This window comes from Nostoc sp. PCC 9305, assembly GCF_963920915.1.
Classification (GTDB): Bacteria; Cyanobacteriota; Cyanobacteriia; order Cyanobacteriales; family Nostocaceae; genus Nostoc.
Window position 1 is genome coordinate 1 of the sequence record NZ_CAWUDN010000153.1, and the last position, 14,076, is coordinate 14,076.

Annotated in this window: 10 protein-coding genes and 1 pseudogene; 5 read left to right on the plus strand and 6 right to left on the minus strand. The window is 39.3% G+C overall.

Annotated elements, in window-relative coordinates; all coding sequences use genetic code 11:
• Positions 1–57 precede the first annotated feature (57 nt).
• A pseudogene (locus ACM0OX_RS32800) lies at positions 58–726 on the plus strand (aldo/keto reductase); the annotation flags it as partial.
• A gap of 237 nt (positions 727–963) precedes the next feature.
• Positions 964–1,827 carry a TauD/TfdA dioxygenase family protein gene (locus tag ACM0OX_RS32805; protein ID WP_414519127.1) on the plus strand — a complete coding sequence of 288 codons (864 nt, stop codon included), beginning with the start codon at positions 964–966 and terminating at the stop codon, positions 1,825–1,827.
• Between the two features lie 145 nt (positions 1,828–1,972).
• Here the strand turns inward: ACM0OX_RS32805 and ACM0OX_RS32810 are convergent, their stop codons facing one another.
• The gene (locus tag ACM0OX_RS32810; RefSeq protein WP_414519128.1) at positions 1,973–2,167 is read right to left on the minus strand and encodes a hypothetical protein; all 195 of its coding nucleotides are present in this window, start codon (positions 2,165–2,167) and stop codon (positions 1,973–1,975) included.
• A gap of 23 nt (positions 2,168–2,190) precedes the next feature.
• Between ACM0OX_RS32810 and ACM0OX_RS32815 the strand changes: the two genes are divergently transcribed.
• Positions 2,191–2,406, plus strand: coding sequence for a hypothetical protein (locus ACM0OX_RS32815; RefSeq protein ID WP_414519129.1), 216 nt, complete (start codon positions 2,191–2,193; stop codon positions 2,404–2,406).
• 4 nt (positions 2,407–2,410) lie between these two features.
• Here the strand turns inward: ACM0OX_RS32815 and ACM0OX_RS32820 are convergent, their stop codons facing one another.
• Together ACM0OX_RS32820 and ACM0OX_RS32825 are read right to left on the minus strand one after the other, a co-directional pair.
• Positions 2,411–3,400: a hypothetical protein gene (locus tag ACM0OX_RS32820; RefSeq protein WP_414519130.1), complete on the minus strand. Its 990-nt coding sequence runs from the start codon at positions 3,398–3,400 to the stop codon at positions 2,411–2,413.
• Positions 3,401–3,677: 277 nt separating this feature from the next.
• Complete coding sequence (locus ACM0OX_RS32825) at positions 3,678–4,241, minus strand: type IV pilin-like G/H family protein (protein WP_414519131.1); 564 nt, start codon at positions 4,239–4,241, stop codon at positions 3,678–3,680.
• A 737-nt stretch (positions 4,242–4,978) separates the two neighbouring features.
• Between ACM0OX_RS32825 and ACM0OX_RS32830 the strand changes: the two genes are divergently transcribed.
• Positions 4,979–5,509, plus strand: a complete 531-nt coding sequence (locus ACM0OX_RS32830) for a thermonuclease family protein (protein ID WP_414519132.1) — start codon at positions 4,979–4,981, stop codon at positions 5,507–5,509.
• 210 nt (positions 5,510–5,719) lie between these two features.
• On the opposite strand, the gene ACM0OX_RS32835 is transcribed toward ACM0OX_RS32830, so the two are convergent.
• Positions 5,720–7,654, minus strand: coding sequence for an NERD domain-containing protein (locus ACM0OX_RS32835; RefSeq protein WP_414519133.1), 1,935 nt, complete (start codon positions 7,652–7,654; stop codon positions 5,720–5,722).
• A gap of 144 nt (positions 7,655–7,798) precedes the next feature.
• On the opposite strand from ACM0OX_RS32835, the gene ACM0OX_RS32840 reads away from it, so the two are divergent.
• A protein-coding gene (locus ACM0OX_RS32840; RefSeq protein WP_414519136.1) for an IS630 family transposase occupies positions 7,799–8,826 on the plus strand; the annotation gives its coding sequence in 2 pieces (ribosomal slippage) (positions 7,799–8,219 and positions 8,219–8,826; 1,029 coding nt in all).
• A gap of 223 nt (positions 8,827–9,049) precedes the next feature.
• Here ACM0OX_RS32840 and ACM0OX_RS32845 read toward each other — a convergent pair.
• Together ACM0OX_RS32845 and ACM0OX_RS32850 are read right to left on the minus strand one after the other, a co-directional pair.
• Positions 9,050–11,365: a GmrSD restriction endonuclease domain-containing protein gene (locus ACM0OX_RS32845; protein WP_414519134.1), complete on the minus strand. Its 2,316-nt coding sequence runs from the start codon at positions 11,363–11,365 to the stop codon at positions 9,050–9,052.
• A 30-nt stretch (positions 11,366–11,395) separates the two neighbouring features.
• A complete protein-coding gene (locus ACM0OX_RS32850; protein ID WP_414519135.1) occupies positions 11,396–13,801 on the minus strand; it encodes an exonuclease domain-containing protein in 2,406 nt (801 codons plus the stop codon).
• Between the last annotated feature and the right edge of the window lie 275 nt (positions 13,802–14,076).

Here is a 14,076-nt window from a genome sequence, read left to right on the forward strand (position 1 = left end):
TGTTTTTGTGATCGCTCCTAATTATACTTTGTCGAGAGTGATAAAAGAGGGTTAAACACAGATTACATCGACCTCTATCAAGTTCATGGTTTCGATGCTCTAACTCCACTAGAAGAAACACTTCGCGCCTTAGATTCACTTGTACGTAGCGGCAAAGTTCGCTACATTGGCTGCTCTAATTATTCAGCTTGGCATTTAATGAAGGCGCTGTCTGTATCAGAGCGTTTGAACTTGGAGCGCTATGTGTCACAACAGGTTTATTACTCACTTGTGGCGCGAGAGTTGGAATTTGAACTAATTCCTCTAGGTTTAGATCAAGGTGTGGGTATCTTAGTGTGGAGTCCGCTTGCTTTTGGTTTCCTCTCAGGTAAGTATCGTCGTGGTCAGCCCCCTCCGGTTGGGACGCGACGAGCAAAAATCGATGATATTGGCACTGTCAGTGACGTGGAAAAGGGATACGACATTGTGGAAGTTCTGCATGAAGTGGCTAATAACCGTGGTGTCAGTGTTGCTCAAGTTGCGCTCAACTGGCTGTTACGTCAGTCTGGTATTACATCCGTTATTATCGGAGCGCGGAATGAACAACAACTTCGAGACAACCTTGGGGCTGCTCAGTGGGAGCTAACATTAGAGGAAGTAAATCGGCTCAATCAGGTTAGCGCGATCGCGCCAATCTATCCTTACTGGCATCAGCGCAAGTTCGGATCTGAACGCATTCCACAATAAAAATATCCCAGTTGCAATCGCCTGAAGCCAGTGAGCTTAGTGCGATCGCTCCCTATCTGTAAGTCCTAGCCCAATCGAGGAAAATCAGAGGTAGACAGTAAAGAAGTGGATGCCGTCTGCAATACGCTGGCTTGTGCTGACTTCTAACCTTTGTAATGCCAACTTCAAGATGATTCGTTTTTTGCGTAAAGTACGAAACTTGAGGTGAATAGTATTATCAAACTGTATTTACTTAAGATGAAGAAATTGTTGACCGTACAGCAGCATTCAAGACTGGGCAAGGAAGTTCTACGAGATTGTAATCTTGCATCCATAACAGATCAACAAGTTGAGGAATTGAAGCAATCTCTCTGGGAACACGGGGTTATTGTTGTCAGAAAGCAAAAACTGACAGCATCCCAGTTGAAAGACTTTGCCATCCAGACGTTTGGTGACTCAACCCTCGGTCGTCGCCCCAAACCTCTAGATCCCGAAATCGCTCCAGACTTACAAAGTCCTGGAGTCTCCATTTTAGGTAATCCCAAGGGGCTTTCTGGTGAGGTGGTCGGCAAAGTTGCTTGGCAATGGCATCACGATAAAGACCATCTCCCTAAAACACAGGGACTGGATATGAATGCCCTCTATGTCGTGATGCTTTATGGGGTGTCCATCCCGGACGAAGGAACGGATGGACAGCCCCACACCACTCTCTTTCTCGACATGGTGGAAGCCTACCACAATCTCGCTCCCCAACATCAGCAGCAATTAAAACTACTGTCGATGTATCACCTGTCACCTATCTCCCCACAGCCAGGGATAGAGATTCCTCGGAAATTACATCCAATTGTCTCAACTCACAAAGTAACTGGGCGCTATTGTTTATATTTGGGTTCTGACACTTCGATTCTCAAAGGTCTAGAAAACGAACCAGAAGCTGCTAAACAGTATTGGCAGGAATTGTTTCAGGAGATTCTGGACTGTACACCAGTTTATGCCCATATTTGGCAACCTGGAGATATTGTGTTTTGGGATAACTCCCAAGTTATGCATACAGGTATGCCCTACAATCCAAACAAATATAAGCGGATTGCTCTCCGTGTTGGTGTTATGGCCAATAGCTGAAGTTGGAGACAATTGCGGGGTTTGGCGGGGTCAACAAAAGAATGACTAGCCCTCAATTAGTTCCGGTATTGTCTCCCCTCGCGGGATAATTAGTTTATGCTATAAAGTCTAAATTCTACCAAGTAGAATCCCTTGAATCCCACAATTAATCACTTACAGCATTGTTGACAGATGGCGTGTTAGAAACGGATGGTGCGCGAGATTTTACCCAACGGACAACAGAAAGTCTTTTACATTGATGATTGCTGGAAATAGAATTATCACTCAGTTGGAAAAATCGGTAATTCAATCTCAAGCGATAGCGATCGCACTCTGGCGCAATGCCTCCTGAAGATTGCACTCAGAAATTATCGGGGGAAGCTCATGAACAACCAACCGAATCACGAAAACCTTAGCCCACAAGAAACGCCATGTCCTATCTGCGGTTCACAAAATTTTATTTGGGGTCGTACCGTTGGAGAATCAGTAAGTCAGTGGGTGTATTTCCGTGCTGATGGGGCTGTGTGGGGAGAAGGTGAAAAGCTACGGGCACGCAAGTGTCTTGATTGTAACAATGTTCAGTTATTTACGTATGATTAATTGATTAGTAAGAGTAAGGTTCTAAAAGTATTTTACTGCGTCCATAATCTATTGTAGTGCGAAAGTTTTTCAGAAAAGGCTCACCTATCAACGCATCTACATCTGAATCAAGTGGTACTATTGCTAATCTACCAGTATCAAAATTGAAGCCGTTTATATTGCCATTAATACTTGGCATATTTTCATTAAAGATTGTTCCAGATGCTAATTCAGTTCTGGATTGGCTACGCGGATAATTTGCAAAATATTTTTGTGCAAATTTAATATTGACTGCTAACCTCATAGTATTACCAGTATCAAATTGAAAACGAACTGGATGGTTGGCTAATTGACCTATTACTATCAAATCCCCGTCATTCCAAACCATATCAACTAAATAACCTTTAACACTTGGGTTTTTGGTTATATCATAGTCTTTATTTCGTAAAATTATTTCTTGTTTTTGATAATCAATAGTCAAGACAAGGTTTTGAAAAACAGTATTACCTAATATAATTTCATTAATACCTTCTGCTTCTGCTATGGAAATTTTCTGACCATCGGCTTTCTCTACTATTTTTTCTGAAATTGTAGGTATATTCTCTAGCTCAAAACCACCTAATTTAATGTTTGGTGCTAAGACCCATTCCCCTAGTATCCGATGTTTACCCCCAATCCCAAGTATTTCAACTTGTTTTCCTATGGGACTTGCTTTTAAGTTCAATGTTTGAGGCCATGAAATGTATATCGCACCAGTATCAATAACACAGTTAACTTGTTTCCCTGCCCAAAGTGCTTGTACATATATTAAGCCTTTTTTTTGAGTGAAAGGCACTCGAACTTCTTTGTATTGCTGTTGTGAATCTAATCTCCATCTGGCTGTAGCGAAAAGTTGACTAAGGTTTATTTGTGTATTTTTTGTTTGATATAAATCTCTAGTCTGGTTAGAAACGCTTATAACTAAGCTTAATAAAATCAGGACTATAATATATGGATTTAACAAATTTTTCTTCATAATATTTCACAAGATTTAATCTGCTCAAAGTAATGGATGCCGTAAATAATGCAATAGTATTCGGAGTTGCTTTGAAATAGCTCGTAAGTCATTTCCTAAGTTAATTTATCTCCAATCATTCTTCTTCATCTGTCACATTACTGTATGCTGAATCATCCACAGCCAATACAGGCTTGCCCATAGCAGCTTCAATTTTGGTAAGTATCATCAATATAGGAGCATGACTATGAATCCGATAAATCCTCCTAAAAACGTCATTAAATGCTTGCATACTATCCTATTTGATACTTTCAAAACCGATAGGGCAGCTAAAATTACCTTGTTTAAAAATAGGTCGGGGAGGATAAGCTAAAGTCTGCTTTTCGGAGCGGCACATTATTGAAATAGTAGTTTTATTTTTTTGCTCGTAAGCAACTGCACCTATCAGGCTGTTGAAGCCCTGTTTGGTCAGTCCTAATTGAAATACATCAGTTGGAAATTCTTTTATCGGAGTTGCATATATAAATGACTTATCCTTACTCATGTCTACGGTATATCGATAGCGGCTTGTAGCTGTTGGTGCATCCCCATCTCCAAGCTCTAACAACCTATATGATTGAGCAAAAGCTGATTTCTCCGAGAAATATGCTTGTTGTGCATTAATAAATCTTCCAACTGTAGCTTTACTGCTATCACCACAGCCACAGCTTGGTGGAACTCGAATGAACATAATCGGAATCCCAAGTAATAATCCTCCAGTTCCAATAATTAACAAGATTTTTTTAAAGATATTGTTGGTATGGTTACTTGGCTTATTTACATCAGACATATACAGCTTTAAAACTAATAGTGCATATTTCATAAATAGCCGCATTCTACCCTTCATTGGGATAGTATTCCTACTGAGTTAAACTGTTTCAGGCGAAACGATAAAATTTTGTTATCTTCATCGGCATGATTGAACAGATATATATCTAAGGATGTTTAAGGTTTTGCAGTCAGCGCAATAGTTTTACTAGAGTTTCAATTGTATTTTTCTACAAGTTAAGGATAGTAAAGTTTGTTGATGGCGTTCACCTCCTATCTAAGCAAAATCCTCATGTTTTTAGTATTTATAACTAAAAAATTTATATCAACCTGACTACGAGCAAGGTATAGCAAAATTAACACAAATATTTTAAAATTGGTATAATTTATATCACTTAAATAAGTAAGATAAGAAAATATTAGTCCATCACCAGCAACCATATTCTGTGTGCCACCAAGGAAAAAGCTCAAAGTCGCAGATGCCGTCTGTGATGCGCTGGCTTGTGCTGACTTCTAACCTTTGTAATGCCAACTTCAAGATTATTCGTTTTTTACTTAGTGTTTAAAATCTAGCTTTAGCAGACTGTAACTGAAAATTGCCTAGTTGAGCGATGACACAAAGTACCCCCTAGAAGCGACCGCAACAACAAAAGCAAGTTTTAGTGAGCGCTCACGCCTGAAATCGCTAAATTTTAGCTAACATTTCCTTTCGGCAAACAGTGACAACTGTCCCGGAGAAATATTCCCGGTTAAAATTGTGGTTTCTTATATTGCAATAACAGAGCTAGCAACATGAAGCCATCGTGGAAAACTACCATAATCTTAACTGCGATCGCTGGAGCTACCATCAGCGCTATCTCGATTTTCCAAAGAACTAACCAGCCATCCATCGCGCTTACCGAAGAATGGATCGCTACCCAAGTAGCAGATGGGGACAGCATCACAGTTCGTCAAACTGATGGCAGCCAAATGTCAGTCGAGCTTTGTGGCATCGATGCCCCGGAACTGAAACAGGGTAAAACCCCAGGACAACCACTGGCCAATGAAGCAAAACAGAAACTACTCAAGCTAATCGCGGCTGCCGATAACCAACTGATGATCGTTCCAGTCGCAAAAGACAGCGATGGGCGTACTGTTGCTGAAGTGATGGCTCACGGACAGGGTGAGGCTGAGATTAGTTTTCAGGAAGAACTGCTTAAAAGCGGCTTGGCTAAAACGCGACTTGGCGGGGTGGAATGCCCGAATCAAATAGCTTTTGAACAGGCTCAGAAAATAGCGATCGCTTCTAAAACTGGAGTGTGGAGTCAAGACAAACCAAACTAGCCTTGAAGCTCAAACCAGCACTCCAGTTAAAATTTGTCGCAGATTTCAAGCAGACGCAGATCCACCAAGAGCATTTCTGCAAACATCAGCAGTTTCTATGCCAAAATTATCAGCTTATTTTACATTTATAATTCCTTTAATATATTACTTTCTAATTTTTCTTTAGACGTAAAAATTGAACTGTTAAATTAGTCTGACTTAAACCCCAAACTAAGCTGTTAAAGACTGTACAATCTGCTGAGGAGTCATCCCTGTAGAATTCCTAGACTTAGCATTGATATCAATTTCTCTAATTGTTTGTAGTAAGCTATTGAGCGTTGTTACACGGTAATATCCGCCAATATTGGATTCAATACTAGAAGCAATACTTGCTTCAGATGGAAATACGACTAAACCATATATGGGAAGTTTTAAGCTTCTGTTTCTGCCTGAATTTCTCATACGCCACAAGAGAGAATCTGTATAAATCTTAACTTGCTGATAAGGATTTCGACCCCAACAAGCATTCACTAGAATTGTGTCATCTCCTCTTCGACACATCCAGCTTGTATTGCGTAGATCGCCAGTTGGCTCAATGAATCCTTTATAAGACTTAACCTCTAAAACAATAATGCAGTTTGTAAGTACGACTATAAAATCTGTAAATTTACTGTTATCACCTCCATTTCCAACATCAAACTGTGTAAGTATCTCTTTTTGAGATAAATTATTTTGTAAACAATTCAAAACAGATTTCTCAAATTTATTGAGAGGGTGTCTACCCATATCTTCTCTAATTATCTCAATCTCTTCAGTGAGAAGTGCCATTTGTTGAGTTGCTCTTTCAGCTTTCTCATTAGATTCTCGTTCTTGTCCCTCTCTTTCTTCAAGCGTTCGCTGCAATATCTCAAGCTGCTTATTTAGTTGGGCTTGAATGTCTTGTTGAGAAGCTAACTGTTTCTCTAAGCTAGTTATAGTATTTGTAAATCGCTGCTCACTATTATGAAGTTGTTTTAGTTCTAACTCAGCTTTTGATCTAGCATGTTTAACTTCTTCTACTTGACTTTGAAGTTTTTTTAATGATACTCCTTCTTCTTTAGCTCGTACTATTTGATCTTGATAAACCTGTAACTGATGATTTAATTGCTTAATTTGAGATTCCTGTTCTTGCTGTTTTTGCCGAGCAGATTCAGCTTCCGTCTTAGCCTTGTCCAATTCAGTCTGTGTAATATTTAAAGTTGTTATAACAGGGGCTGATATGACTGTCACTCTTAGCTCAGATATTTCTTGCTGTAATATCTGATTGTAACTATGTAATTCTTGAGCTTGACTTGTTGAAATTATGCGCTCCTGCTCCCATCTATTTTGCAAAGTTTTAATTTGATTTATCCGTTCTCTCAACTGTAGTAGTAAACTATCTTTTTGCTGACGCAACGTGTTTTCTCTTTGTTCTGATTCTTCTTTTTGTACTTCTTTCTTATAAAGAAGATATTCTAAAATAAGCCAGCAAGTGAAGCCAGTAGTTAAACATACAAGTATAGCCATTGTGTATGTTTCAATCCGGCTACTTGTAGCAATAGGATTACTTAACCACTTATAAAAATCATTCTCAAAAGTAGGTTTTACACCTCTAACGTAATACACTCTACCTATAACTTGCCCTCGATTTGTTAAATTTGTAGCAGTACGTTCAATAGCACGAGAGTCTCCATATCTCCATTGCGAATATAAAGGAGGAGGATCAAGAAGAAAATCGTAAGGATGATTTTTTAATTCTTGTGGGTTAAGCGCTGCTTTCCAAGAGCTAGAACTAGAACCATTTCCTGATGAAGCGATAACTTTCTCTCCGCTAGGATCTGTCACAATCAATCCAAATAGGCTGTAATTACTATCTAATGTACGTTGTAGCTCTTCAGATTGATTTTGAATTATGGTATAAGACAATTTAGTTGGTAGAGTATGAGACAATATATTGAAATCAACAGTTTGAACACGAAATATTGTCTTGTCCCAATAGTTATTGTACCGATCAAAAATTGTAAATGCTCCAATACCAAAGGTAAATATCCCCATTAAGGAAAATCTACCTAGCCTTGCTGCAAAACGCTTTACCTTTAATAAAGGTGTTTTTTTATTATCTTCCAGTCGCTTTAATTGCTTTGTCATTTCATAGTTCCTAAATACTCTTTAATTGAGACAGTGATTGAAAGACATAGCGGTTACTATAGCAATCCTATCTGGTTTGTGAGAAAATACGGAAGAAGGTTAAAGGTATAATTAGTAGCTAGTTACAGGGGAATATCAATGTGGATGCGATCGCTATCAGAGTTTATCGAAAATAGTCAAGACAAGCGAGAAATTCAACGGGCACTCGCAGTCAAGATGCTGTTAGAAGGATACACTCATGTTGCTATCCAATCGATATTGGATGTTTCATCAGGATTTATAAGTAAGTGGAAAAAGGCATTTTTCACTTTTGGAGTAGAAGGCTTAAAGCTTAGATACAAGGGAAGTCAGGGATTTTTGAATCCACAACAGCGTGCAGAAATAATTGAATGGCTCAAAACCAAGGATAAGTGGAATTTGAGCGAACTAGAATACAAGATAGCATCTTTGTATGGGGTAGTGTTTGAGTCGAAACAGAGCTACTACGACTTATTTGATATAGCTGGGATTAGTTGGAAGAAAACTCAAGCTCACAACCCCAAGTATGACGAAGAACTAGTAGCATCAAAAAAAAAGAAATCTGTGAGTTACTGGAAGCGAGACGTTGTGAAATTGAGTCAGGAAAGTTAGTGGTATTCATGATTGATGAATGTCATCTGTTGTGGGGTGATATCTGTGGATATGTTTGGGGAAAAACTAGCGAACGCATATCAATTCCAGTTGTAAATGCTCGTGATAAGCAAACATATTTTGGTGCTATAGATTACAAAACCCACGAATTTATAACTTACGCAGCTAAAAAAGGAGACTCCCAAAACACGATAAATTTCTTGGAATATCTTCAATCACAGCGTCCAGGAGCTAATCTTTTAATAATTTGGGATGGAGCTTCTTATCATCGTTCTAATGCAATTCAAGACTATTTAGACTCTTTGAATCGTCAGCTTGAGCAAGAACAATGGTTGATAACTTGTAAACGGTTTGCCCCAAATGCTCCACAACAAAATCCCGTAGAAGATATTTGGTTACAAGCGAAAAAATTGATTAGAGAGTTTTATTTTTTCTGCCATTCTTTTTCTGTAGTTAAAGCATTATTTGAGCTAGCCGTTAATGGTCAAATTTTTGACTTTCCTAAGCTGAATGAGTACGGTAATTTCTCACAAATGATTTAGGATTGCTATATCCTTTTCCTTTTAAATACTGTTATTCTTAAATGTAATCTTGTAATTTGTAACGTTTGCCTGACGAATTACAGCAAATATTTTCAAAACTGAGTCTTCTTTTAAGCTTTCCCTACAAAGCGGCTTTTCTAACAAAAGAGCTTGTGAAATGACTTTTGGTATAAAAGCACAAACTTTAACTAGATTAACTAAATTAGAAAGATTGATACCTGGCTTACACCCAACCTAAATCTTTTAAAGCTTGACTAACCTGCTCCCGTAATTGCCAATGCCATTCTCGTTGACTAGTAATTTCAGCATCTTCCAATGTTTTCCAGTACCCAGAAGCTAACATTAGTGACCAAAACGGTTTACCACTATCGTCGTGTTGAGGTGGCGAATAGTTTAAGTAATTTGCAAGCAGTTCTGCTATTCTGGCGTATTGCAGATTTGCACCACCGAAATGTTCATATCCAGCCGCTTTTGCTAACTCAGTTGCAGTAATAATTTGCTCGGCTGCATGGTAATGCGCTCTCAGCATAGCTTTATGACTATTCGTTATTTCGCAACTAATAGCGATAAAAGCTTTTTTGTAATCCTCTACTGGCGGAAACTGAATAGCTAAAACCTCTTGAATTACATAGCTTTTGAACCTGTCTATGTCTGTAAAATAGCGATAACCAAGACGATTTGCAGCCTCTTCTATTTCTTGATCTGCATCAATTATCAGGGCAACTGGTTGACTTTTCCCGGATTGCAAACCATTGGGCCATGCTAAATCCAGTACTGTACTCACTGTTCCTGTAGAATCAGCAATTTCGTACATCCATTCACCAATCGGTAATCCCTGCTCCTGCACCCATACATTACATTCTTCCAAAACTCGTTCTTCAGCCAGTGGTACAACCGCAGTAGAGGTTTCCGCTTGTTCTTCTAAAATAGAATCTGTCGCTTTTAGTTCTGGAATATCCCCGGTGAGTAGGCTATTCAAAAATTTATTGGCAGCTTGAGCTAAAAGTTCACGGCGTGCGGTTAAGAAATCACGGTAGTTTTCAATTTGCCACAAACTACGTTCCATTGGTATCCAGTGCGTTGCGATCGCACCCGGTTGGGTTTGCTCGAATGCCTCAAAATACTCAGAAGGGTGTCGGTTTGAGACTTTGAGGTTGGTTTCTTGGGTTAGAAATGTCAGGTTAGCGATCGCGTTAACTTCAGATTTGGGATATCCAGCTTTGGAAAGTAGCGATTTCGGAAAAATATGATGGACTTGCAAATAGCAATGTTTACCGAGAAGATGTTTGGATAGTTCGATACCACTATCCCAATCTTGTGCTTGATGCACGCGAGTGAGCATATAAACTAATGGGTAAAACCTTGCTCCCATACCCCAACCTTGAAAGTCAATAGCTTTGATTTCCAAGTCTCCGCGATTTTGCCGTAGGTTGGCGATAAGTTGGTCTAGCGGATTATCTTCAGATTCCAATATGTGTAAATCTTGTGCTAGAACGCTCTCAGTTGAGCCTGCGTACCGTCCCCACAATAAAGTATGTACATACCAGTAAAGTAACTTGTCGCGCTCTGTGTGATCTCTAAGATGTCCGCCACGCGCAACAAGGTAACGCACCATGACAGGAAAGGCGTAAATACCACCGAGTACCCGATTGTGGTCGAGTCCCAAACGCCCAGAAATGAGGTTGAGCAGGGTATCAATAGCTTTTTCTGCCTTGTATAGCCCGTCTTGAAATGTCGCAGTCTTAACATCTTTGAGTGCGGAAAACATTGCCTCTCCGGTAATAACTGCATTAATGCACCTCAGCAACCACTCCAAACGAAAGTCAAAACCTGCTTTATTCCATTTTGCCAGACGTGCTTTGAGTTCACTACGGGCATCCGGCCATTGAGCGCAAATTTTTGCTAGTGCTAAATCACCCTTAGATAGTTTGGTTCCTCCGCTATTAACAGTGTTAAAAATCTCTACAACGACATCAACTGTTTTATCCTCACCAGTGACTTCTTCAATATGCAAATTGATATTTTTGATACCTTCTAGTTTATTTAAAGCATTAATATAAGTAGTCAAATTCAGACTAAGCTCTGGAATTTTGAGCAAATGCCCAATGAAAACTCCTACTCCTTGCTGCATTAATTCAGTCACATTTACCCATAAGGGGTTATCTTTCATTTTGACGGGAGCGTAAAATTCAAATATTTCTTCTTCCAAATTGAAATACAAGCCAGTGAAAGCTTGCACATTGCCATCAAAAAACTGAGGTGGTTTACCCCGCACAATTCCATAAAAGGAGGTGATGCGTTGTTGCCCATCTAGTAGCAGTTTAACTGTGCCAGTGGAAAGTTTACCATCGCCACGAGCATGGTCAATTGCTTGTTCGGTTTTAGTTTGCCACACTAATAAACTACCAATGGGATGTCTGCGATATAGCGAATTCATCAATCCACGCACTTGGTCACGATTCCATACGTAACCACGTTGGAACTCTGGGAGTGCAATGCTGCCGAGATCGATTTGGTCAAGGATAGTTGTAATATTCATAATTTATTTTTTCTAGACAACTTATAATACTTATGCTGCTTTTGCAAAAGATTTACCCAGTTCAAACATACTGAACAGCCAGTGATGCCATTCTTTATAAGTGATAAATACTTTTAAAACTGATTCCAAATCAACATCCAAATCCCTATTTTGAATGTCAATAATTGTCTGATAGGTCAAATCCAAAGCAATTCTATCGTCCTTGGCGAACGGCTTAAACTTTCCATTCAGGGAATTATTCAGTTGAGTTATTCTCTCTCTTCCTACTTTACCCTTGACTTCAGTTAATCGCTCATCTCGAAATAAACCAAAACGGTCATGAGGATGCAGGCTTACTAGCTCATTGAAATTAGTGATTCGGCTAGTAAAAGACGAAGTACTTGGGTCAACTTGCAGAAACCCCATTACATAATTTTTATTACCAGTCTCAACCACAAGATGTTCTGGTAAAACTCGCTTTCCCAAACGATATTGAGTTAGTCTAATTGGCTTTATATGGTTAAAAGCTTCAGCAATAGTTTTTAGTTTACCCATGTCATCATAATCAGAAATGATCGGAAGGTTACTATACTGCTGCTCAAGTTCAGCCTTCTTTCGAGTTAAATACTCAATAATGTTATCTGAGGTATGTAGTTGAAGCTTAGGAGGTTCAGGAAGAAACTGCTGACGCAATTTTGTTAAATCAACTGACGACCCTGCTTCCTGTATGGCTTGAACCAAATCTAGAAATGCTTCGGTTAGTTTTTGCTGTTGTTGCTGTACAATTCTTAGCTGTTGCTCTAGCTGTTCTTTACTATCAAGCTTATGCAGGTTTTCTTTGACAGATGCTAGAGGAATTTGACGAACCCTGTAGTTATAATAGTCTGCTGCTCGGTTTAATACCCCTCTAATTGGCTTTTGTCCAAGAATATCTTCCAAATCTTCAGAGCTAAATAATATTTCTAGAGGAATATCAAGCGCCTGAAGCTTTACCCGCAGAATAGCTTCAAGTTCTGTTTCATCTGGCTGACGTAGATAAATCTGGTACTGGGAGACTCGACCAATAATTGAGTTATCAAAGCTAGCTTGAAACTGTTCCCATCGATCGGGAAACATATTGAGAATAATTAAACTGTTAGGAACGTGAGTAAAAATTTCCTTGATAGCTTCCCCAAAATTCAGTAAGATTTCTCGGTTATGTGAAAGCCCCAATCCTTCTAGCTGATCGAAGATGATAATTAAGGGTTCATCCAAGATAGATAGTTTAGCCAAAACTGAAATTGCTTCCAAAGAAAAGGCTTCTTGGCTGAGGTCTTCTCCCCAATTTGGCAAACCAACTAATTCTGCCTCTTCTTTAGATAAGATGTTAGCAGCTAACCAACGGGTAGTAATATCTTTGCGTCGTGGGTCAGTATAACTACAATACTTAACAATTCCCTTGAGGATTGCAAGAGCAAAACCCCCAGAAGAATAATGATCTGCCCACCACTCGTTGATTCGTTTTTCAATGTGTTGCCAGTAATATCGTCTGCGCCCAGTTCCTTCTGCTCCAAGCGCATCTAAATTTTTATCTTGTAGAGCTTTAATAATTTCTTGGTCTTTCTGAGATGTAACTCGGAAACTGAGAATTTTATAAAAGCTATTGATAATCAGGTAGTCCAATTGAGTAGCAGAACCAACCGACTGTACTAGGGATTCCAAAATGCGGCTGTAGATGTGATGCAGCACTGCTTTGGGATGGTTCGGTTGGCGGATAAATAACAGTCGATTATTGGCTAGTCGCTCATTGGCTAGTCTCATCATCAAGTGGGTTTTACCAGTCCCCGGCTCTCCAATAACTACGACTCCTTTACTCTGACGATTAGAATCTAGTTTGATGTCAGCCAAAATTGACTCAAGAGTAAGATATTCTTGGCGGTAAGTAGCAAAATAATCAGGGTGAGTCTGAAACGGAGTATCAACCCGACTAGCACTAAATGGATTGGGCTTTTGTTTTAATTGCTCAATCATCATCTGACGATAAAGCTGGTAAGTAAACTGGGCATCATATCGAGCAGCATGAGCCATATCTCGAATAAAGTAGCGCTTATTTACCTGCAAATTAAAATGCTTACTCAGGTGTTCTAGGGAATGGCTTTCTAGCTCTGGCCAAACACTTTTTGCTTTTTCCCAAGTACACTCAAATTCTAGTTTGGGGCAAAAAAGACCAACTCGGCGAAAACTGGACTGAAGTATCTCAATATCATGCAAGGCATAGTGGCAGACTATTTTCTTCCCTTGGACAAGGCTCAGAAACTCTGTGAGCAGAGTTTTGAGACTTTTAAGGTTAGGCAGATTCTTGTTGTGGTTGGGATAATCACTAGAAAACCCTTCATAGATCAACCGTCCTTGACTATCCACTATCGCCAATTCACTTAATTCCGGTTTCCCCTCAGTGTCTAAAACTACAAAGTCCATATAACCCTGACTACGAGTAAGCTATAGCAAAATTAACACAGGTATTTGAAAAGAGGTATAATTTGTATCACTTAAATAAGTAAGACCGGAAAATATCAGTAGATAACCTGACAAGTATCAATGTCTTTCAGTGACAACTCTCGCCGCTAACTGCAAGCAGTGTAGCGGGAGCATCTCAAATTCACAAATGAGACTTGCTGCTTCATAGGCTGGGTATCCCCTAAGCCTAGTAAACTCAACGAGGTTGTCACCAACCCCGTTGGTCTTCAAAACCG

Coding starts and splice junctions, on each gene's coding strand:
- ACM0OX_RS32805 (WP_414519127.1), top strand. CDS start 964: ATGAAGAAATTGTTGACCGTACAGCAGCATTCAAGACTGGGCAAGGAA.
- ACM0OX_RS32815 (WP_414519129.1), top strand. CDS start 2,191: ATGAACAACCAACCGAATCACGAAAACCTTAGCCCACAAGAAACGCCA.
- ACM0OX_RS32820 (WP_414519130.1), bottom strand. CDS start 3,400: ATGAAGAAAAATTTGTTAAATCCATATATTATAGTCCTGATTTTATTA.
- ACM0OX_RS32825 (WP_414519131.1), bottom strand. CDS start 4,241: ATGAAATATGCACTATTAGTTTTAAAGCTGTATATGTCTGATGTAAAT.
- ACM0OX_RS32830 (WP_414519132.1), top strand. CDS start 4,979: ATGAAGCCATCGTGGAAAACTACCATAATCTTAACTGCGATCGCTGGA.
- ACM0OX_RS32835 (WP_414519133.1), bottom strand. CDS start 7,654: ATGACAAAGCAATTAAAGCGACTGGAAGATAATAAAAAAACACCTTTA.
- ACM0OX_RS32845 (WP_414519134.1), bottom strand. CDS start 11,365: ATGAATATTACAACTATCCTTGACCAAATCGATCTCGGCAGCATTGCA.
- ACM0OX_RS32850 (WP_414519135.1), bottom strand. CDS start 13,801: ATGGACTTTGTAGTTTTAGACACTGAGGGGAAACCGGAATTAAGTGAA.